The organism is Amycolatopsis sp. WAC 04182, assembly GCF_003947465.1.
In the GTDB taxonomy this organism is placed as follows: domain Bacteria; phylum Actinomycetota; class Actinomycetes; order Mycobacteriales; family Pseudonocardiaceae; genus Amycolatopsis.
This window is the reverse complement of record NZ_QHJJ01000012.1, coordinates 60812-82208: the sequence shown is the minus strand read 5'-3', so window position 1 is coordinate 82208 and position 21397 is coordinate 60812. Positions and strand designations below refer to the sequence as shown.

The window sequence follows — 21397 nt, the reverse complement described above, 5'->3', positions numbered from 1 at the left end:
GGGGTCAGCCGGTCTGGGAGGCGGGGCTCTTCGAGCCGAAGGGCTTCCGCTGTAGAGCGCGCGCCACCGGTTCGACGATGCGCGCGGCCGTCGGCCCGAGGATCGCCATCAGGAGCACGTACGCCGTCGCGAGTGCCGCCAGTTCGCCGGTCACCGCGCCCGCCGCCACCGCCAGCCCGGCGATGACGATCGAGAACTCGCCTCGCGCGACCAACGCGGCGCCGGCCCGGGCCCGGCCCATCTTCCCGATGCCCTGTCTGCGCGCGGCCCACCAGCCGGTGCCGACCTTCGTGAGCGTGGTGGCGACCGCCAGGACGACCGCCCAGCCGAGCACGGGCGGAATCGAAGCGGGGTTGGTGTTGAGCCCGAACACGACGAAGAACACGGCCGCGAACAGATCCCGCAGCGGTTCGAGCAGGTGTGTCGCGTTCTCCGCCGTCGAACCCGAGATCGCGATACCGAGCAGGAACGCGCCGACCGCGGCCGAAACCTGCATCGCCGAAGCCAGGCCGGCGACCAGCAGGGCGGCGCCGAGGACCTTGAGGAGGAACACCTCGCGGTCCGGGCTGTCCACCGCCGCGGAGACGTACCGGCCGAACTTCAGCGCGATCACCAGGACGACGGTGATGACCATCAAGGAGATCCCGACGGCCTTCATCCCGCCGAGGAAGCTCACCCCGCCGAGCACCGCGGTGAGGATCGGCAGGTACAGCGCCATCACCAGGTCCTCGAACACCAGGATCGACAGCACCACCGGCGTTTCCCGGTTACCGAGCCTGCCGAGGTCGCCCAGCACCTTCGCGATGATCCCGGACGACGAGATGTAGGTGACGCCCGCCATGACGATCGCGCCGATCGGCCCCCAGCCGAGGATGAGCGCGACGATCGCGCCCGGCGCGGCATTGAGCACGATGTCCACGAGCCCCGCCACCCACGAGCGTTTCAGCCCGGTGAACAGTTCGGCCGCCGAGTACTCCAGGCCCAGCAGGAGCAGCAGCAGGACGACGCCGATCTCGCTGGCGAGGTGGGTGAAGTCGCCGATGTCGCCGAGCGGGATCAGCCCGCCCTGCCCGAAGCACAGGCCGCCGATCAGGTACAGCGGGATCGGGGACATCCCGATCTTCCCGGCGAGGCGGCCCAACGCGCCCAGCCCGAAGAAGACCGCCCCGAGTTCGATCAAGGACAGTGCGGTGTGATCCATCGGCGATCAGCCGTACTTCAAGATCTTGACGGCGGCCTCGAGACCTTCCGAGGTGCCGACCGCGACGAGGACGTCGCCCGCGGTGAGGTTGAAGTCCGGCGTGGGGGACGGGTGGACCTGCCCGGCCCGCATCACCGCGACGACCGAGACGCCCGTCCGGGTCCGCATGGCGGTGTCGCCCAGCGTCCGGCCGTCGAACGGCGACGACGCCTTGATCGGCAGCTGCTTGGTGTTGATGCCGGGCAGGTCCCGGTGCTCTTCGGTCAGCTGGGCGACCAGCTGGGGCGCGCCGAGCAGGTTCGCCAGCGCGCCCGCTTCGTCGGTGGTGAGCGGAAGTGAGGCCAGGCAGGCGTCGGGATCGTCCGTTTTGGACACGATCAGCTCGACGTGCCCGTCGCGATGGGTCACCACGCCCACGCGGCGGCCGTTGCGGGTGGCGAAGTCCTTGCGGACGCCTATTCCGGGGAGCGGGGTCACTTCGACGTTCACGTGAACAACAGTAACTCACCGTTCGTTTCGCGCGGGACGGATCAGGAACAGCGCCGAGATCCCGAGCATCAAGGCACACGTCGCGCCGTGGATGCCGAGCGCGGCGCCCACGGATCCGTTGTGGGTCACCACGATCAGCATGTCGCCGAACGGGATGAACGCCAGTGCGAGCATCGCCCAGCCCAGCGCGCGGGCATTACGGAACAGCAGGAGCGCGAGCACCACGAGCGCTGTGCCGATGTCGCGGACGCCCTTGACGGCGAGGATCGGGTCGCCCTCGGACGGCATCACCGGCAGCCCGAATCCGCCCGTCTGGGTCGCCGGGAAGAACACGTAACCGCTCCCGAAGTAGAGGACGAAGAGCACGAGGGCGGCGGACAGGATGTAAGCGATCTTGGTTCTGGTCATGATCTCCGACTCCAAAAACTAGCAGCGCTAGGAACAAGACGGAGACTAGCGCTAGCACTGCTAGCTTGTCTAGCGGTGCTAGCATGTTCGTATGGTCACCAACCCCCGGCGCGAGCGGGATCGCTCGCAACGCGAACAGCTGATCGTCACCACCGCCCGCGAGATCGCCGAAGAAGAAGGCTGGGACGCGGTCACCACCCGGCGGCTGGCGGCGAAGATCGAGTACAGCCAGCCCGTGCTCTACAGCCATTTTTCCGGCAAGGGGGCGATCATGGCGGCCGCGGCGCTCGAAGGCTGCACCGAAATGGCCGCCGACATGCGGAAAGGCGCAGGGGCGGCGGAGGGCTCGCGGGAGGCGTTATTGCGGCTGGCCGAGAACTACTTCGACTTCGCCGACCGCAAACCCGCGCTCTACGACGCGATCTTCATCCTCGCCAGTGAATTGAGCTTCGCCAGCCCGGACAGTCCGGAGCCGCTCAAGGACGCGTTCGGCGCGCTGCTCGAAGTCGTGGGCCCGGTCTCCGGCGAATACGACCCCGGCCTCTACACCGAGACCTTCTGGGCGGCCTTGCACGGCCTGGTCACTCTCGAGCGCAGCCGACGCCTCCCGGCGGACGCGCGCACGGAACGGATCGGCATGCTCGTCGACCGGTTCGCCGTGGGCGGCTGAGGCGTGTCGCGTGCCACCAGGCAGAATGGTCGTCGATCAGGTGAGCGACGAATGAGCTGAGGAGAGTTTCGGTGACGGGAGCCCTGCGTGGTGTGGTCGCGATGGACGGCCCGTCCGGAACCGGGAAATCCACGGTTTCGCGGAAGCTCGCGACGAAGCTCGGCGCCGGTTACCTCGACACGGGCGCGATGTACCGCATGGTCACCCTCGCCGTCCTGCGCGCCGGGGTCGACCCGGCCGACGCGGACGCGGTCGCCGACGTCGCCCTGAAGGCCGAACTCGGCATCGGGACCCGCCCCGACGAGGCGATCGTCACCCTGGCGGGTGAGAACGTCGCCGCCGAGATCCGCGGCGCGGACGTCACCACCGCGGTGTCGCCGGTTTCGGCCGTCCCGGCGGTCCGTGAACTGCTGGTCACCCGTCAGCGCGAGATCATCGCCGAGGTGCTCGGCCGGGTCGGCGGCATCGTGGTCGAGGGGCGCGACATCGGCACCGTCGTCTCGCCGGACGCCCCGCTCAAGATCTTCCTCACCGCCTCGGCCGAGGTCCGCGCCGCGCGTCGCAGCGCGCAGGACTCCGCGGCCGGTCGCGAGTCCACCGTGGACGTCGCGAAAGCGGCAGTGGAACGGCGAGACCACCTCGACTCCACGCGGGCTGCTTCGCCCCTGCGCGCGGCCGAAGACGCCGTCGAGGTGGACACTTCGGCGCTCAACATCGACCAGGTGATCGTCGCGCTGGCGGAACTGGCACTGCATCGCGGGCTCCTCGAAGGCTGCCCCGCCGAGGCCGCCAGGTGAGCGCGAAGGGACTGCCCGAAGGCGCGAGCGGGCCGATCCACACTTTCGGCAGGGGAATCTCGAAGTTCATCGTCCGGCCCGCTTTCCGGGTCCGGGTCCACGGTGGCGAGCGGGTTCCGGCGTCGGGTCCGGTGGTGTTCATCGCCAACCACAGCTCGATGGTGGAACCGCAGCTGCTGTTCGGAATGTTGTCGCGCCGCACGGCGTTCCTGGTCAAGGAGGAACTCTTCCGGGGGTTCGTCGGCTGGTTCTTTCCGAAACTGGGCCAGATCCCGGTGAAACGGGGTGCGGTGGACCGCAAACCGCTGATGATGGCGGTCAAGGTGCTCGAGGACGGCGGTGCGGTGGGGATCTTCCCCGAAGGCACCCGCGGCCTCGGTGACGCCGAAAACTTCGAGCGCGGCGCGGCCTTCCTGGTCCGCGCCGGGAACGCGACCGTGGTTCCGGTCGCCACTCGGGGGACGTACAAACCCGCCGGCGCCAAGAGGCGTTGGCGGCCACGCGTCGACATCATGGTCGGCGAACCTTTCACTCCCGCGATCGGGAAGGGAAGGACAGGGCTGGAGGAGGGAACCGAGCGGCTTCGCATCGCGCTCGCGGACCTCGTGAAGGCACTGGACGAATGGCGCTTGGAGCACGGGCTCCAAGACACGCGACAGAATGTGAAATAAGCAATGACAGAGCTTGACGGAGTCGGCGAGATCGACGGCTCCTGGTCCGACGAGTCCGAATTCACCGCGCTCGACGCGCAGATCGCCGCGGGCGAGGCCGAGGAGGAGGCGCAGCTCGCGCAGCCGGTCCTCGCCGTCGTCGGCAGGCCGAACGTGGGCAAGTCGACCCTGGTAAACCGCATTCTCGGCCGCCGCGAGGCGGTCGTGCAGGACGTCCCCGGCGTGACCAGGGACCGCGTCGCCTACGACGCCTTCTGGGCGGGCCGCCGGTTCACCCTGGTCGACACGGGCGGCTGGGAGCCGGACGCCACGGGGCTCCAGGCCTCCGTCGCCGCGCAGGCCGAGATGGCGATGGCCACCGCCGACGCGGTCCTGCTGGTGATCGACGCCAGTGTTGGCGCGACGGCCACCGACGAAGCCGTCTCCAAGGTGCTGCGCCGCTCGAAGAAGCCGGTGCTGCTCGCCGCCAACAAGGTCGACGACGACCGTCTGCTCGCCGATACCGCGTCGCTGTGGTCGCTCGGCCTCGGCGAGCCGTACCCGGTCAGCGCGCTGCACGGCCGCAGCTCGGGCGACCTGCTCGACGCCATCGTCAAGGCGCTGCCGGAGATGCCGCGCGACGGTGACCGCGCCACCACCGGCCCGCGCCGCGTCGCGCTGGTCGGCAAGCCGAACGTGGGCAAGTCGAGCCTGCTCAACAAGCTGTCCGGCGAGGAGCGGTCCGTCGTGGACTCGGTCGCCGGCACCACCGTCGACCCGGTCGACTCGCTGGTCGAGCTGGACGGCGAGACCTGGCGGTTCGTCGACACGGCGGGCCTGCGCAAGCGGGTCAACTCGGCCAACGGCGCGGAGTACTACGCCTCGCTGCGGACCAAGACCGCGATCGACGCGGCCGAGGTCGCGATCGTGCTGCTGGACGCCGCCGAACCGCTTTCCGAGCAGGACCTGCGGGTGCTGACCATGGTCGTCGAGGCAGGACGCGCCTGTGTGCTCGCCTTCAACAAGTGGGACCTCGTCGACGAGGACCGCCGCCACGCCATGGTCCGTGAACTGGACCGCGGCCTGGTGCGGGTGCCGTGGGCGGACAAGGTCAACATCTCCGCGCTCACCGGCCGGTCCGTGCGCAAGCTCGCGCCCGCGCTGCGGACCGCGTTGAAGTCCTGGGACCAGCGGGTCCCCACCGGGCAGCTGAACGGCTGGCTCGCCGACCTCATCGCCGCGACCCCGCCGCCGGTGCGCGGCGGCAAGCAGCCGAAGGTGCTTTTCGCGACCCAGGCGGGCATCCGGCCGCCGACGCTGGTCCTGTTCACCACTGGCTTCCTCGAGGCGGGCTACCGGCGGTTCATCGAACGCAAGTTCCGCGAGCGGTTCGGTTTCGAAGGCACACCCGTCCGGGTGAATGTCCGGGTCCGCGAAAAGAAGCAGCGGCCCAAGGCGGGCGGAAAAGCGGCCGGAAAATCGACGGGTAAACCGAAGGCCCGCTGATTTCTCACGATGTAGGTGAATAGTTCACTGGATGGACACGCCGATGACCTCGGGTTTCGGCGTGTCCGCCGGTGAGGTTCGACACTCTGCCGAGACCCTCCCGAGATATGTCGTTCACCTGCGGTAAAGTCATAGGTCTGCTAGCGGGCGCCTCATTCGGAGAGCGAGCCCGAATGACGCACTTCGCGAAAGGTGTGTGATGGGCTTGCGCGCCCATGGTTCAGTCTTGCCCGTGGTGATGCCCCGATGACACTCACCGCCGATTCCCGGCCGATCGCCTGTGTCGCCGACGTCACCGTCGCCCCGTCACCCGCTCCCGTCGCCGACCGAGCCCTGTTCTGGTCCGGCCTCGGCGCCGGTGAGCGCACCCTGATCGACATCGTCGCCGAGACCGCCGCCCGCCACCCCAACGCGGGCGCGATCGAGGACGGCGAGACCACGCTGTCCTACCGCAAGCTCGTCGAGGAGATCGACGCCTACGGCCGCAAGCTGACCGCCAACGGGGTCGGCGTCGGCGACCGGGTCGGCGTCCGGATCTCCTCCGGCACCGCGGAGCTCTACGTCGCGATCCTCGCCATCCTGTCCGTCGGCGCCGCCTACGTGCCGGTCGACGCGGACGACCCGGACGAGCGCGCCGAGCTGGTCTTCGGCGAGGCCGAAGTCGCCGCCGTCGTCTCCGATGGCGGCGCGATCACCGTCGTGGGCTCGCCCGGCGGCATCGAGGGCTCTCCCGCCCCCGCCGACGACGCGTGGATCATCTTCACCTCCGGTTCGACCGGCAAGCCGAAGGGCGTCGCCGTCTCGCACGCGTCCGCCGCGGCCTTCGTCGACGCCGAAGCCCGGCTGTTCCTCACCGAGGAGCCGATCGGCCCCGGTGACCGCGTGCTCGCCGGCCTGTCCGTCGCGTTCGACGCGTCCTGCGAAGAGATGTGGCTCGCCTGGCGCCACGGCGCCTGCCTGGTCCCGGCGCCGCGTTCGCTGGTGCGGACCGGTGTCGACCTCGGACCGTGGCTGGTCGCGCAGGGCATCACCGTCGTCTCGACCGTCCCGACGCTGGCCGCGCTGTGGCCCGCCGACGCGCTCGAAGACGTCCGCCTGCTGATCTTCGGCGGCGAAGCCTGCCCGCCCGAACTGGCCGAGCGTGTCGCCGTCGAAGGCCGCGAAGTCTGGAACACCTACGGCCCGACCGAGGCCACCGTCGTCGCCTGCGCCGCGCAGATGACCGGCGAGGGTCCGGTCCGGATCGGCCTGCCGCTGGTGGGCTGGCAGCTCGCCGTCGTCAACGAGGCGGGTGAGCCGGTCGCCATGGGGAAGACCGGCGAGCTGGTCATCGGCGGCGTCGGCCTGGCCCGCTACCTGGATCCGGAGAAGGACGCCGAGAAGTTCGCGCCGCTGCCCTCGCTGGGCTGGCGCCGCGCGTACCGCAGCGGTGACATGGTCCGCGCCGAAGCCGAGGGCCTGCTGTTCCTCGGCCGTCTCGACGAGCAGGTCAAACTCGGCGGCCGCCGGATCGAACTCGGCGAGGTCGACGCCGCGCTCCAGGCGCTGCCCGGAGTGCAGGGCGCCGCGGCCGCGGTCCGCCGCACGAAGGCGGGAAACCAGGTGCTCGTCGGGTACGTCGTGCCCGCCGAAGGTGTCGAATTCGACCACGACGAGGCCGCGACCCGGCTGCGCGAGCAGCTGCCCGCCGCGCTCGTCCCGCTGCTGGCCCTGATCGACGACCTGCCGACGCGTACCTCCGGCAAGGTCGACCGCACCGCGCTGCCCTGGCCGCTGTCCACTGTGGACGCCGCGAAATCCGGGCTGTCCCCGACGGAGAGCTGGCTCGCCGAAGGCTGGGCGGAGATCCTGGGCGTCTCGGTCGACAACCCGAAGGCCGACTTCTTCACCAACGGCGGTGGAAGCCTGACCGCCGCGCAGCTGATCGCGCGGATCCGCACCCGGCACCCGCAGGTGTCGGTGAGCGACATCTACGCCAACCCGAAGCTCGGCGCGCTCGCGTCGCTGCTGGACGCGTTGAGCGGCGAGAAGACCGAACGCCGTGACATCGCGCCGACCCCGCGCAAGGCGGGCGTCATCCAGTCGCTGCTGATGATCCCGCTGATGGGCCTGGTCGGCCTGCGCTGGACCACGATCGCCGCGACCCTGTCGAACGTGCTGTCGCTGGCCGGTTTCGCGTGGGCGCCGACGCTGAGCTGGGCGTGGATCGCCGTCGCGTGGATCGCGCTGTTCAGCCCCGCCGGCCGCATCGCGATCTCGGCGACCGGCGCGCGGCTGCTGCTGCGCGGCGTCCGCCCCGGCAGCTACCCGCGCGGCGGGAGCGTCCACTTGCGACTGTGGACGGCCGAGAAGCTCGCCGAGTTCAGCGGAGCGGACAGCGTCGCGGGCGCTTCCTGGATGACGACGTACGCCAAGGCGCTCGGCGCGCGGATCGCCAAGGACGTCGACCTGCATTCGCCGCCGCCGGTCACCGGCATGCTGAAACTCGGCCGCGGTGCCGCCATCGAACCCGAGGTCGACCTGACCGGGCACTGGGTGGACGGCGATCTCGTGCACATCGGCAAGATCCGCATCGGCGCCGACGCGCGGATCGGCGCCCGCAGCACGCTGTTCCCCGGCGCCCGGATCGGCAAGGGCGCGGAGATCGCGGCCGGGTCGACCGTCCGCGGCAATGTGCCTGCCGGGCAGCGCTGGGCCGGTGCGCCCGCCGCCCGAGCCACGAAGGACTCGCTGAAGTGGCCGTCGAGCCGCCCGCCGCGCTCGCGGTTCTGGGCTTCGGTCTACGGCGCGACCTCGGTCGCGCTGGGTCTCCTGCCCGCCGTCGCCGCCCTGCCCGCTGTAGCGGTGCTGGGTTACGCGATCGCCGGTGCTCCGTCGCTGGGTGCCGCGCTCGGCCAGGCGCTGCTGTTCACGCCGCTCGCGACCATCGCCTACTTCCTGTCCTACGCCCTGCTCGTGCTCGTCGGCGTCCGTTCGCTGAGCATCGGCATGGTCGAGGGTTACCACCCCGTGCACGGACGTGTCGCGTGGCAGGTCTGGGCGACCGAGCGGCTGATGGGCATGGCGCGTGAAGGGCTGTTCCCCTTGTACGCCAGCCTGTTCACCCCGGTGTGGCTCCGGATGCTCGGGGCGAAGGTCGGCCGCAACGTCGAGGCGTCCACCGTCCTCGCGCTGCCGAAGATGACCCAAGTGGACAGTGGCGCGTTCCTCGCGGACGACACCATGGTCGCCACCTACGAACTCGGCCACGGCTGGCTGCACGTCGCGCCGGCGCGGATCGGCAAGCAGGCGTTCCTCGGCAACTCGGGGATGGCCGCGCCGGGACGTTCGGTGCCGAAACGCGGTCTGGTCGGGGTGCTGTCGTCGGCCCCGCTCAAGGCGAAGAAGGGCTCGTCGTACCTCGGGATGCCGCCGCTGCCGGTCCGCCGGTCGGTCGGCGAGTCCGACACGAGCCGCACGTACACGCCGCCGCTGCGGCTGAAGGCGGCGCGTGCGCTCGTCGAACTGTGCCGCATCGTGCCGGTGATGTGCGGTGTCGCGCTGACCGTGCTGGTGGCCGCCGGGATCTTCGCGCTGGCGGCGTCGTACGGCTTCCTGGTCGCGCTGCTGCTCGGCGGGCCGCTGCTGCTCGCCGCCGGTGCCGTCGCCGCGCTGACCGCCACCGCGATGAAGTGGCTGCTCGTCGGCCGGTTCCGCGCGGTCGACCATCCCTTGTGGAGCTCGTTCGTCTGGCGCAACGAACTCGCCGACACCTTCGTCGAGGCGCTCGCCGTGCCGTGGCTGATCGGTTCCCTCGGCGGCACGCCGCTGCTTCCGGCGTGGCTGCGGACCATGGGCGTCAAGATCGGCCGCGGTGTGTGGCTGGAGACGTACTGGCTGCCCGAATCGGACCTGGTGAGCCTCGGCGACGGCGCGACGATCAACCGCGGCTGCGTCGTGCAGACGCACCTCTTCCACGACCGGATCATGACGATGTCGCCGGTGACCCTGGACGAGGGAGCGACGCTCGGGCCACACGGTATCGTGCTGCCTGGCGCGAGCATCGGCGCGCGGACGACCGTCGGACCGGGCTCTTTGGTGACCCGGGGCGACGCGGTTCCCGCCGATTCGCGCTGGCTGGGCAATCCCATCTCGGCCTGGACGAAGTAGGAAGCGGGGTTCGTTCGCGGGTGATTTCGAAGGCCTCCGCACAGCCCTCGCCCGGCTCGGACATTTCCGGTGACTCCTATCTGCCCCGGCACGGTAACGGCGGTTACCGGGTCCGGCACTACGATCTGGAGCTGGACTACAAGATCGGCCCCAACCGGCTGTCGGCCTCCGCGGCCATCACCGCGGAGGCGACGCAGGCGCTGTCACGGCTGACCCTCGACTTCGGCGAGTTCCGGATCAACCGCGTGCTGGTCAACGGGAAACCGGCCAAGTACACGCGGCGTGCGCACAAGCTGCAGGTGAAGCCGGCGAAGTCGCTGGCGCTCGGCAGCGAGTTCGTGGTCGAGGTCCACTACGTCGGCAACCCGAGGCCGCTTCCCGGACTGTGGGGCGACATCGGCTGGGACGAACTGACCGACGGCTCGCTCGTCGCGAGCCAGCCGGTCGGGGCGCCGTCGTGGTTCCCGTGCAACGACCACCCCTCGGACAAGGCGACCTATCGCGTCGCGTTGACGACGTCATCGCCGTATCTCGTGGCCGTCACCGGGAACCTGGTGGCGCGACACGAACGCGCGAGTACCACGAAATGGGTCTTCGAGCGGCCCGAGCCGACGCCGACGTACCTTATGAGCGTCCAAATAGGACGGTACGACGACATCGAACTCGTTTCCGGCCCCCAGCCTGGCTGGTTCTCGCAACCCTCCGTCGAGGCGTTCCGGATCAACGTCGACGGCGGCTCCGTGGTCACCTCGGTCCCGCAACGGGCCGCCGTGCCGCCGCGCCTGCGCCGGCCGTTCTCGCGCGATTTCGGGCGGCAGGGCCGGATCATGGACTCGCTGCAACGACTGTTCGGGCCGTACCCCTTCGGCGAGTACGTCATCGTCGTCACCGACGACGACCTCGACGACCCGATCGAGGCACAGGGTATGTCGATCTTCGGTGCCAACCACGTCGACGGGCGGCGCACCCACGAACGACTCGTCGTGCACGAACTGGCGCATCAATGGTTCGGCAACAGCCTGACCGTCGCCGACTGGCGGCACATCTGGCTGAACGAAGGCTTCGCGACCTACGCGGAATGGCTCTGGTCCGAGGAATCCGGCGGGCAGAGCGCGCACGAGTGGGCGAAGACCTGGCACGCGCGGATGAAGGTGAAGCCCGCGGATCTGCGGCTCTCCGACCCCGGCGTGGCGCGGATGTTCGACGAGCGCGTGTACAAACGCGGCGGGCTTCTGTTGCACGCCTTGCGTTGTACCGTCGGCGACGAGGTGTTCTTCCCGCTGGTGAAGGCTTGGGCGACGGAGAACCGGCATGGTCTGGTGACCACCGCGGCTTTTGTGGCGCTTGCCGAACGCTTCGCTGGTCGCTCGCTGGCTGGGTTCTTCGACGCTTGGCTGGACGCTCCGGCGCTGCCTTCGCTTCCCTGACGCGCATGTCCTGAAGGCCCCCTTTGAGACGTTAGACGTCTCAAAGGGGGCCTTCAGGACATCCAGCCGGTTGTCCACAGTGGTGCTGGTGTGACGAGTTGTCCACAGATCGCCGGAAGGCACTGGTGAGACCTCGTCAGAGCACTGACGATCATGGGATGAAAGCCGGAGCGTGGGCCGAAGATCCAGAGCGGCTCTATCAGCACAGCCGTGGCGGTGTCATCACCGTCGCTCGGCTCGTGGAACTCGGTGTTCCCGCCAGAACCTGCTATCGGCGCTGTCAGCCGGGACGGGCTTGGCGACTGCTGCTGCCGGGAGTACTGCTGCTCGGCGGAGGTGAGCCCAGCCACCGGCAGTTGATCGACGCCGCGTTGCTGTACGCCGGCCGGGAAGCGGTGGTCACCGGCGCGGCTGCCTGCCGTGGCCGGGGCTTGCGTGCGGTACCAGCCGGGCCGATGCGTGTGCATCTCCTGGTCCCGCACGAACAGAAGGTCATCAGTTCGGGTTTCGTGATCGTCGAGCGCACGACACGGATGCCACGACCGCACTTCGAGGACGGCGTTCCGGTGGCGCCACTCGCCCGCGCCGCTCTCGACCTGTGCCGAAGGCTCCGCTCGCCCAGGGCGGTTTCCGCCTTGCTCGCCGAGGCGGTGCAAGTCGGCCGGCTGAGCCCCGCGAAACTGTTGGAGGAGCTCGACGCGGGAAGCAATCGGGGCTCGGCGATCCCGCGAGCCGCCCTTCAGCACATCGCCGCCGGAGCCCGGTCGGTCGCCGAGATCGACGCGATGAACGTCTGGCGGCTCTCCGGTCTGCCCGAACCGGTCTGGAACCAGCCCCTCCGGGACGGAAGCGGCGAGTACATCGGAACCCCCGACGGCTACTTCAAGAAGGTCCGGCTCGCTTGGGAGATCGATTCCTACGACTTCCACTTCGCGAAGGAGGGCTATGCGAAGACTTTGGACAGGAACGCCAGGTATGCCGCCGCGGGGATCGCTGTGCTGCAGACCCTGCCCAGCCGTCTCCGGACAGAGCCCGAGGAGGTCGCCGCAGAGCTTCGCGCGGCGTACGAGGCTCGGCAGTTGAACTCAACCCAGGTTGAGGATGCAGGCTTGGGTCAAGCGAACATCCCCTGGGAGGAACGAAAGTGATTCTCGAGCTCGCCGAAGCGGGAGGTTGCCCGCGCGACCTCGTCGGTGGCAAAGCGGCGAATCTGGCGGAGATGACTGCGGCGGGTTTCCCCGTGCCGGAGGGTTTCTGCGTCACGACCGCCGCGTACCGGCAGGTGCTGGCCGACGGCGAAGGCGAGCTGGCCAGTGTGCCGCCTGACGACGTGGGAAAATTGGCGAGCCGGTTGCGGGCCCATGTGCTGACCGCGCCGATCCCGGAGTGGCTCGAGACCGCGATCGTCGAGGCCTACGAAAGGCTTTCGCAGGACGGGCCGGTCGCGGTGCGGTCTTCGTCGACCGCCGAGGATCTGCCGGACGCCAGTTTCGCGGGTCAGTACGACACTTTCCTCGGGGTACAGGGCGCCGGAGAGGTGCTCGCCGCGGTGCGCCGTTGCTGGGCGTCGCTGTGGTCGGACCGGGCGGTGAGGTACCGCGCGACGCACGACACCGATCGCGCACCCGCCATCGCGGTGATCGTGCAGCGGCTGGTCGACGCCGAATGCGCCGGGGTGCTGTACACGGCGAATCCGGTGTCGGGCAAGCGATCCGAAGTCATCGTCGACGCCGCACCCGGGCTGGGCGAAGCGGTCGTGTCCGGCGCGGTGACTCCGGACCACTATCGGCTGGGTGCCGAAACCCTGGAGGGGCCGGAAGACGGCTGCCTGACACCGTCGCGGCTGAGCGCGCTCGCGGCGGTCGGCAGGAAGCTGGAGAAGCGTTTCGGGGCGCCGCAGGACGTCGAGTGGGCGTTCGACGGCGAGGGTGAGCTGTGGCTGACCCAGTCGCGGCACATCACCACCCTGTTCCCGGTGCCGGAGAGCGAGGGGGAACTGCGCGCGTACTGGTCGGTCAACGTCTACCAGGGGATCAGCCGTCCCTTCACGCCGATGGGCGCGTCCATGATCCGGGAGCGCCAGCGGGGAATGGCGGGGTACATGACCGCGCTCGGCTTCTCCGACGAGATCACCGATGTGGACGGGTGGCTGTACTGGGACATCACCGACGGCGTCCGGAGCCCGGCGAAGCGGCCGAAGATGGCCGCGTTCGCCGAGAGCCTCGCGGCGCCGTCGGGCCGGATCGTCGAGCAACTCGGTCGTGATCGCCGGTTCCCGTCAGTGCCTTCGGGCCACGATGCCCCGCCGAAGAAACGGCGCCGCCGCTGGGAACGGATGGTTCTCGCGTGGCTGTGGCCGGATCGGGCTCGCGCCAAGGTCGTCCGCGACGCCGAACGGCGGATCGCCGCTTTCGCGGGGCCGGTCGAGGCGACCGCGGAAGAACGCTTGTCCTTTGTGGAATCCGTCCGGCGCGACGTCTGCCGGATCGAGGCGGATCTCCCTCGTGACGCCACTACCGCGGGTGCGACCGGCGGGCAGCTGGCCGGGCGGCTGCTACACGGTTACGTGGACGAGTCCGAGGTGGCCGACGTCTTCCGGGCTGTCCCGCACAATCCGACCACCGAGATGGACCTGGCGTTGTGGTGGGCGGCGACGGCGATCCGGCGCGACGACGAGGCCTTCCGGCTGTTACTGGAGACCGCGTCCGACGAACTCGCCGCCAAACAGCTCGCCGGGACCCTGCCGGAGGTGATCCAGCAGGGCGTCGCCGCGTTCCTGACGGAATACGGCTGCCGCGCCACCTCGGAGATCGACTTCGGCGTTCCCCGCTGGGCCGATGATCCCGAGCCGGTTTTCGCCATGCTGTCGAATCTGCTTCGCGCGGAAGGCGAAGAGCAGGACGCGAAAACCCGGTTCGAACACGCCGCCGCGGCGGCCGAAGCGCGGATCGTCGAACTCACTCGCCGTCTCCCGGTGACCGAACTGCACCGAGCGGTCCTCGCGCGTTTTCTGCTCCGCAGGTCGAGGCGGTTGCGGGGACTACGCGAGTTCCCGAAATTCTGCCTGATGCGCGGTTTCGCCGCACTCCGGACGCAGCTACTCGTCGTCGGCGAGGAGCTCGTCCGGGCGGAGCGGCTGGAGCGGGCCGGCGACGTGATGTTCCTCGATCTCGCCGAAGTCAGGGAAGTCTTGGGCAGCAGGGACTTCCGGGCGACGGTGGCGCGTCGGCGAGAGCTCTGGGAGCGGGAATCCCGCAGGCCCAGGGTGCCGTCGGTCGTGCTCTCCGACGGCACCGCGCCCGCCCTCGAAACCGATCCGGGCGGCGGTCTCATCGGTCTGGCCGCGGCGGCCGGGATGGCGACGGGCCGGGCCCGGGTGATCCACGATCCCGACGGGGCGCGGATCGAGCCAGGCGAGATCCTGGTCGCCGCGACGACGGATCCCGGGTGGACTCCGCTGTTCCTGACGGCGGCCGCGCTGGTGACCGAAACGGGCGGGATGATCTCGCACGGCACCACCGTGGCCAGGGAACACGGGATCCCGGCCGTGGTCGGCGTTCCCGGCGCGACCGCGGTGATCGCCACCGGGCAGGTGATCACCGTCGACGGTTCGGCGGGGACGATCAGGTTCGGGGAGGAGCCGCGTTGACGGCGGTGGCTTCCGCGCTCACCGGCGCGTTCAACTTCCGCGACGCCGGCGGCGGGCCGATCCGGCGGGGAAGGCTGTTCCGCAGCGACACCTTGCAGGCGCTGACCGCGACCGACAAGGAACTCCTGCTCGAGCGGTTCGGCATCGAAGGGGTCCTCGACCTTCGCTCCAGCGCCGAGACGGTCAGCGAGGGCCGGGCGGAACTGCCCGGTGTCCGCTATGTGAACGTGCCGCTCCATTCCGGCCAAAGAGGACGACCGAGGGCGCTTGAGGAGATCTACGCCTGCCATCTCCGGTCCGACGACAACCTCGTGGTCGCCGTCGAGATCCTCGCGGTCCTGCTGGCCCGGCCCGTCGTGGTGCACTGCGCGTCGGGCAAGGACCGGACCGGGGTCGTCACGGCCCTCGCGCTCGGCCTCGCCGGGGCGCCGCGGGAGATGATCGTCCGCGACTACCTGCGCAGCGCGTACAGCCTGCCCCGGGTGATCGCGCGGTTCCGGTCGCTCGGGTTGCCGGAGGAACTGTTCCGGTGCACGGAGGGCGCGATCACCGCCCTGCTGGACACCGTCGAGGAAGACTTCGGCGGTTTCGCGGGCTGGGCGCGGCACCGTGGCGTGTCCGACGCGGCGGTCCGCGCACTGCGCGGGAATTTACTCAACGTCAGGTGAATTGTCCGATAAGACATCCGATGTATGTACCGCTGCGCGAGTGAAAGGGGTGGTCAAAGCTCGGCGATATCTGGAAACATGCCGGTCGCCAGGACTTGATCTGCGGTAAACGTAGTATGAATCTGGAGGCGACCCATGGCCGAGCTGTCCAGGCGTTCGATGCTGAGGGTCGCGGCGGGGGCGGCCGCGCTGGGTGGTCTTTGGGCTCAGGGGGCTCCGCCGGCGCTCGCCGGACAGGACGTCCATCGCCGGATCGTCGACGACGCGCGCATGCTCTGGAAGCGGATGCCGAAGAACTGGCAGGAGGGTCCGTTCCTCGCCAACGGTTTCCTCGGCGTGCAGTTCTACGCGGGCGCGCAGCCGAACGTCCTCAAGGTGATGCTCGGTCATTCCCAGGTCCAGGACCAGCGCGGGCAGTGGGAAGCGGGCATCGGGTATTCGCGGCTGCCGATCGGCTACCTCACCCTCACCTTCGAGGGCGCGATCACGGCGGTGGACTGGCACCTGGACCTGTACAACGCCGAACTCGGCGGCACGATCACCACCACCCGGGGTTCGGTGCGGTTCTCCGCGCTGGTCCACAACGACCAGGACCTCCTCCTCGTCTCGCTCACCGGGGAGGCGTCCGCTGAATGGGGGTTCACGCCGCTCGAATCGGCGACGACCAGGACGATCCGCAAACCGCCCGAGTACACGGCCAATCCCGTTCCGAAGTCGGCCAGTGCGGGCGGGACCCGGTATTGTGAGCAGCCGCTCCACGCGGGCGGCGGGTACACGACGGCGTGGCGGGAGCGGAAGATCGGCACGCGACGGCTCCTGGCGGCGACGGTCGCGTACGCGTTCCCCGAATCGACCCACACCGCCGAGGCGATCAGGAAGGTCGATCGGGCGTCGGCGGTGCACCCGGACGGGCTCGTCGCCGGTCATCGGCGCTGGTGGAACGCCTTCTACCGCCGCAGTTTCGTCTCCGTTCCGGACAAGCGGGTCCAGCGGTTCTACTGGATCCAGCTGTACAAGACCGCCTGCGCCACCCGCGCGACCGGACCGGTCGTCGCCGAATGGGGGCCGTGGTTCCCGGAGGTCGGCAACAGCTGGACGGCGGTGTGGTGGAACCTCAACGTCCAGGTCACGTACCCGATCGTCAACAGCAGCAACCATCCCGAACTCGACGCCGTCACCGCGACCTTCCGGCGCGACCACGCCAACCTCGAACTCTCGGTCCCTCCCGCCTACCGGGACGGCGACACGTACGCCCTCTCGCATCCGGGGGACTGGCGGCTGCGGCCCGGCGGCACCCGCGCGGTCGGGATTCCGGGGCCCGCCACCAAGAACGACCAGACCGGCAACCTGATCTGGGGCCTGCACAACGTCTGGCTCGCGTATCGGCACAGCATGGACGTCCGCGTCCTGCGCGATGTGCTGTATCCGACGCTCGCCAAGGCGCTCAACTACTACCGCCACTTCCTCACCACCGGCCCGGACGGCGCTCTGCACCTGCCGATGACGAGGTCGCCCGAGTACGCCGACGCGGCCGACTGCACCTATGACCTGTCGTTGATCCGCTGGGCCGCCCGCACCCTCGTCGAATCGGCGGCCAAGCTGCGGATCGACGACCCGCGGGTGCCGGCGTGGCGGGAGCTCGGGGAGAAACTGGTGCCGTACCACCAGGATCCCGCGCAAGGGGTGCTGATCGGCGACGGTGTCCCGCTGGCCGACTCGCATCGGCACTTCTCGCATCTGCTCTGGCTCTATCCGCTGCGGGAGAAACTCTGGGACCGCCTCGGCGACCGGGACATCATGCGCCGCACTTTCGCGCACTGGGCCGGCGCGCAGGCGAAATGGCACGGCTACAGTTTCGCGGCGGCGTCGTCGATGAGCTCCGTGATGGACGCGCCCGAGGAAGCCCTGCGATATCTGAAGATCTTCCTCGACGGGACCGTCGTGGCCAACACGCAGCTGACACCGAACACGATGTACCGCGAGGGTGCGAACCTCGCGATCGAAAGCCCCATCACCGCCGCCCAGTCCATAGTGGACATGCTGCTACAAGGCGATCACGGAGTGCTGAAGGTTTTCCCCTCGGTCTCGTCGACCTGGCCCGACGCGTCCTTCGAGAGCCTGCGCACGGAGGGCGCCTTCCTCGTGGACGCTTCGCGCGCGAACGGGGCGACCGAATGGATCCGCGTCCACAGTGAGGCGGGGGAGCCGCTCACGCTGCGGCACGGGATCCCCGGTGACATCGACGTCCGTGACGGGCGCGGACGGCGGCTTCCGTGGCGGCACGCGGGTCCTGGCACGATCTCGATCCCGCTCGGCCGCGGCGGGACGGCCGTCGTCACGCGACGCGGCACGCGTCCGGCGCTGGAGCCCCGCGACGTGCCCGGCGACCGTGGAACTCCGGCATGGGGGGTCTGAAGATGGCCATCACTCGGAGGACGATGCTCGGCGGGGCGCTGGCGGGCGTGGCGGCGGCCGGATTCGCGCCGCCGGTTTCGGCGGCGGAGAACGACTTCGCGCTCGGCGGCCTCGACTGGTCCGGCTTTCTCGGGTCGGCCGACCTGATCTGGCGCCGCATGCCGAAGACCTGGTACGAAGGTCCCTTCCTGGGCAACGGTTTCCTCGGCTCGGGTATCTACGCCGAACCGGGCCGCAATGCCGTCCGCTTCACCGTCCAGCACAGCGAGGTGCAGGATCACCGGCCGGAGTTCGGCTCGCTGTTCGGGCTCGCGCGGCTGCCGATCGGGTACTTCACCCTCGAACCGGTCGGCGCCATCACCGGGATCGACTGGCGGATGGACCTCTGGAACGCCGAACTCAGGGGCACGATCACCACGGCCGCGGGCAGTCTCTCGCTGCGCGCGATCGTCCACACCGGACAGTCGATGCTGGCCGTCGAGATCGAACCGTCCGAGGGGGAGCGCGCCTTCGAGTGGACCTTCCACCCGGCCGAGGCGGTGAGCCCGAGAACGGACCCGAAGTTCGGCAAGCCGCCGCCCGCCGGGTACGTCGCCAACCCGCCCGCGAGCCTGGAAAGCAGTGGTGACAGCAGGCTTTCCGGGCAAACCCTTCTGTCGGGCGGCGAGCACGTCACGGCGTGGCGCGAGGTCACCCGCGGATCGAAGCGGACGCTGTACACGTCCGTGGCGTGGTCGTTTCCGAAGCGGACGGCCGCGCGAGAGGCGTTGAAGACGGTCCGCCGGGCAGAACCGTTCTCCGCGTTGACGGCCGGGCATCGTCGCTGGTGGCATGACTACTATCGGCACGGTTTCCTGTCCATTCCGGACACTCGGCTCCAGAGCTTCTACTGGATCCAGCTGTACAAGATCGCCTCCGCCGCGCGCCGGGAAGCGCCGGTGATGGCGACCTGCGGACCGTGGCTGGAGCCGACCCCGTGGCCCGCGACCTGGTGGAACCTCAACGTCCAGCTGGAGTACTGGCTCATCCACGGGTCCAATCACCTCGAACTGGACGCGGTGAGCCACGCGCTCGGCAAGTTCCGGGCGAACCTGACGAGCCAGGTCGCCGAGCCTTATCAGCACGATTCGGCGGGCATCCCGCGCACGACCGACATGACCTTGATCAACGGCGCAGTCGGGACGAACGCGGGCTTCCCGGTGGGCATCCCGGGCAAGAAGACGCCGACCCCGGAGGTCGGCAATCTCACCTGGGCCCTGCACAACGTCTGGCTGTCCTATCGGCACACCATGGACCGGCGCCTCCTGCGGGACACCCTGTTCCCGTTGCTGCGCAAGGCGATCAATTACTACCTCCACTTCCTGGCACCCGGGCCGGACGGGAAACTGCACCTGCCTGCGACGTTCTCCCCGGAGTACGGTGTGAACGCGCCGGACTGCAACTACGACCTCGCGCTGATCCGGTGGGGTTGCAAGACCCTGCTGGAGGCGGCGGCGGAACTGCGCGTCGACGACCCGCTCGCGCGGCGGTGGCGGGAAGTGCTGGCCACGCTCGTCCCGTATCCGGCCGACGCCAACGGCTACATGATCGGCGCGGGCGTGCCGTTCGCGAAATCGCACCGGCACTACTCGCATCTGCTGCAGATCTACCCGCTGTACGAGATCACCTGGGAGCGGCCGGAGCACCGGCGGATCATCGAGACCTCACTCGACCACTGGGTGGGCTTCGAAGGCGCGCTGCAGGGCTACACGTTCACCGGCGCCGCGTCGATGTCGGCGCAGATGCTGCGCGGCGACAAGGCGGCGTTCTACCTCGGTGAACTGCAGCGGCGCTACATCCAGCCGAACACGATGTACAAGGAATCCGGTCCGGTGATCGAGACGCCGCTTTCGGCCGCGCAGTCGCTGCACGACATGCTCGTGCAGAGCTGGGGCGGGGTGATCCGGCTGTTCCCGGCGGTGCCCGCCGAATGGGCGGACGCCGCGTTGCGCGACTTCCGCACGGAGGGCGCGTTCCTGCTCAGCGCTTCCCGGCAGGCCGGGAAGACACGCTGGGTCAAGGTCACCAGCGAGGCGGGGGCGCCGTGCGTGCTGCGGACGGACATGGACGGGGACTTGACCGTCCGCGACCGATGGGGGCGGCCGAAACGCTGGCGGCGGCTGCCCAACGGCGACGTCCACCTCGATCTGCGGCGCGGGGAGGAGGCCGTCGTGCACCGCGCGGGCGACCGGCCGGACCTCGAAATCCGGCCCGTCCCGGCGAACGGGACCAGCGCAGCATGGGGGATGCCGTGACGTCGTGAGCGGCGATACGCGAGAGTGTTCCTGTACTTCCTCCGGACGACAGGAGCACAGATGTCCCAGCCACCGCAGCCGGGCGAGCCCGAAGGCCAGGCGCCCGACCCCGGGGCTCCGCAGGGGCAGCCTCCCCAGCAGCAGTATCAGCAGCCCTATCCGCAGCAGCCGTACCAGCAGCAAGGCTGGTACGGCGCGCCGCAACAACAGCCGCCGCCGTCGTCGTCGAACAAGACGGTGCTCTGGGTGGGCCTGGGCGCGCTGGGACTCGTCGTGATCGTCGCCGTCGTGGCGATCACCGGCTTCGTGACGCCGGGGTTCTTCCTGCCGGACTCGAAGAGCGAGACCGCGGTCGCGGCGCCGTCTTCGGCTCCGACGTCGAGTGCGGAGAACACGACGACACAGAGCCCGGTGCAGATCCCGGCCGGTCGCGCCGATCTGCCGAAACGCACGGCGCCGCTGGCGGATCCGACGGACTGCGCCTACCCGGCGGATTCCACCGGTTCGGCGCCGAAGAAGGCGAACCCGCCCGCGGCGGGCCCGACCCCGGCGGCAGGCACGATGGACGTCACGGTCAAGACGACCGCGGGCGACATCGGGCTGACGCTCGACCGCGGGCTCGCGCCGTGCACCGTGGCGAGCTTCCTCTCGCTGGCGCAGCAGGGTTACTTCGACGGCACCTCGTGTCACCGGCTCGGTACCTCGGGATTGCAGATGCTCCAGTGCGGCGACCCGGAAGGCTCCGGGATGGGCGGACCGGGCTACACCATCCCTGACGAGGTCTTCCCCCAGATCAAGTACGGCCGGGGCATCCTCGCCATGGCGAAGAGGCAGGCGCCGAACTCGGGCGGCAGCCAGTTCTTCATGGTCTTCGGCGACGCGGAACTGCCGCCGGAGTACACGGTGTTCGGGAGCATCTCGGACGCCGGACTCGAGACCCTGGACAAGGTCGCACGCGGTGGTGTGGACGACTCGAAGGGGCCGGGCGACGGAACGGGGCCGCCGCGGATCCCGGTGACGTTCCAGTCGATCGCGGTGGGCTGACACGTTTTCCCGTGAAGGCCTCCTTGCCAA

Annotated in this window: 15 protein-coding genes; 12 read left to right on the top strand and 3 right to left on the bottom strand. The window is 69.5% G+C overall.

Translation table 11 applies throughout. From position 1 onward, the window contains the following. Positions 1-4: 4 nt before the first annotated feature. Genes DMH01_RS41950 through DMH01_RS41940 form a run of 3 tightly spaced genes read right to left on the bottom strand, consistent with a single transcriptional unit; the run spans position 5 to position 2098 of the window. Positions 5-1201, bottom strand: a complete 1197-nt coding sequence (locus tag DMH01_RS41950) for a cation:proton antiporter (RefSeq protein WP_125685019.1) — start codon at positions 1199-1201, stop codon at positions 5-7. Positions 1202-1207: 6 nt separating this feature from the next. Further along, complete coding sequence (locus DMH01_RS41945) at positions 1208-1690, bottom strand: cation:proton antiporter regulatory subunit (RefSeq protein ID WP_125685017.1); 483 nt, start codon at positions 1688-1690, stop codon at positions 1208-1210. Between the two features lie 15 nt (positions 1691-1705). Continuing rightward, on the bottom strand, positions 1706-2098 hold the full coding sequence (locus DMH01_RS41940; RefSeq protein WP_125685015.1) for a DUF4267 domain-containing protein: 393 nt from the start codon (positions 2096-2098) through the stop codon (positions 1706-1708). Positions 2099-2189: 91 nt separating this feature from the next. On the opposite strand from DMH01_RS41940, the gene DMH01_RS41935 reads away from it, so the two are divergent. The 12 genes from DMH01_RS41935 to DMH01_RS41880 all read left to right on the top strand — a co-directional run bounded on the left by DMH01_RS41935 (position 2190) and on the right by DMH01_RS41880 (position 21367). Continuing rightward, positions 2190-2768 (top strand): TetR/AcrR family transcriptional regulator, encoded by a 579-nt coding sequence (locus DMH01_RS41935; RefSeq protein ID WP_125685013.1) that lies wholly within the window; start codon positions 2190-2192, stop codon positions 2766-2768. 92 nt (positions 2769-2860) lie between these two features. After that, positions 2861-3565: a (d)CMP kinase gene (cmk, locus tag DMH01_RS41930; RefSeq protein WP_125685051.1), complete on the top strand. Its 705-nt coding sequence runs from the start codon at positions 2861-2863 to the stop codon at positions 3563-3565. Further along, positions 3562-4236, top strand: coding sequence for a 1-acyl-sn-glycerol-3-phosphate acyltransferase (locus DMH01_RS41925; RefSeq protein ID WP_125685011.1), 675 nt, complete (start codon positions 3562-3564; stop codon positions 4234-4236). The genes cmk and DMH01_RS41925 overlap by 4 nt, the downstream gene beginning before the upstream one ends. A gap of 3 nt (positions 4237-4239) precedes the next feature. Continuing rightward, positions 4240-5721, top strand: coding sequence for a ribosome biogenesis GTPase Der (der, locus tag DMH01_RS41920; RefSeq protein ID WP_125685009.1), 1482 nt, complete (start codon positions 4240-4242; stop codon positions 5719-5721). A gap of 246 nt (positions 5722-5967) precedes the next feature. Next, on the top strand, positions 5968-9870 hold the full coding sequence (locus DMH01_RS41915) for a Pls/PosA family non-ribosomal peptide synthetase (protein ID WP_125685007.1): 3903 nt from the start codon (positions 5968-5970) through the stop codon (positions 9868-9870). A gap of 20 nt (positions 9871-9890) precedes the next feature. Continuing rightward, positions 9891-11297, top strand: coding sequence for a M1 family metallopeptidase (locus DMH01_RS41910; protein ID WP_125685005.1), 1407 nt, complete (start codon positions 9891-9893; stop codon positions 11295-11297). A 158-nt stretch (positions 11298-11455) separates the two neighbouring features. Then, complete coding sequence (locus tag DMH01_RS41905) at positions 11456-12445, top strand: hypothetical protein (RefSeq protein ID WP_233621880.1); 990 nt, start codon at positions 11456-11458, stop codon at positions 12443-12445. Then, positions 12442-14946: a PEP/pyruvate-binding domain-containing protein gene (locus tag DMH01_RS41900; RefSeq protein WP_233621879.1), complete on the top strand. Its 2505-nt coding sequence runs from the start codon at positions 12442-12444 to the stop codon at positions 14944-14946. The genes DMH01_RS41905 and DMH01_RS41900 overlap by 4 nt, the downstream gene beginning before the upstream one ends. A 5-nt stretch (positions 14947-14951) precedes the next feature. Continuing rightward, positions 14952-15614 (top strand): tyrosine-protein phosphatase, encoded by a 663-nt coding sequence (locus DMH01_RS41895; RefSeq protein WP_233621881.1) that lies wholly within the window; start codon positions 14952-14954, stop codon positions 15612-15614. A 135-nt stretch (positions 15615-15749) separates the two neighbouring features. Then, on the top strand, positions 15750-18029 hold the full coding sequence (locus DMH01_RS41890; RefSeq protein ID WP_125685001.1) for a hypothetical protein: 2280 nt from the start codon (positions 15750-15752) through the stop codon (positions 18027-18029). 2 nt (positions 18030-18031) lie between these two features. Beyond that, positions 18032-20323, top strand: a complete 2292-nt coding sequence (locus tag DMH01_RS41885) for a glycoside hydrolase family 95-like protein (protein ID WP_125684999.1) — start codon at positions 18032-18034, stop codon at positions 20321-20323. Positions 20324-20383: 60 nt separating this feature from the next. Continuing rightward, positions 20384-21367 carry a peptidylprolyl isomerase gene (locus tag DMH01_RS41880; protein WP_125684997.1) on the top strand — a complete coding sequence of 328 codons (984 nt, stop codon included), beginning with the start codon at positions 20384-20386 and terminating at the stop codon, positions 21365-21367. The last annotated feature ends 30 nt before the right edge of the window (positions 21368-21397 follow it).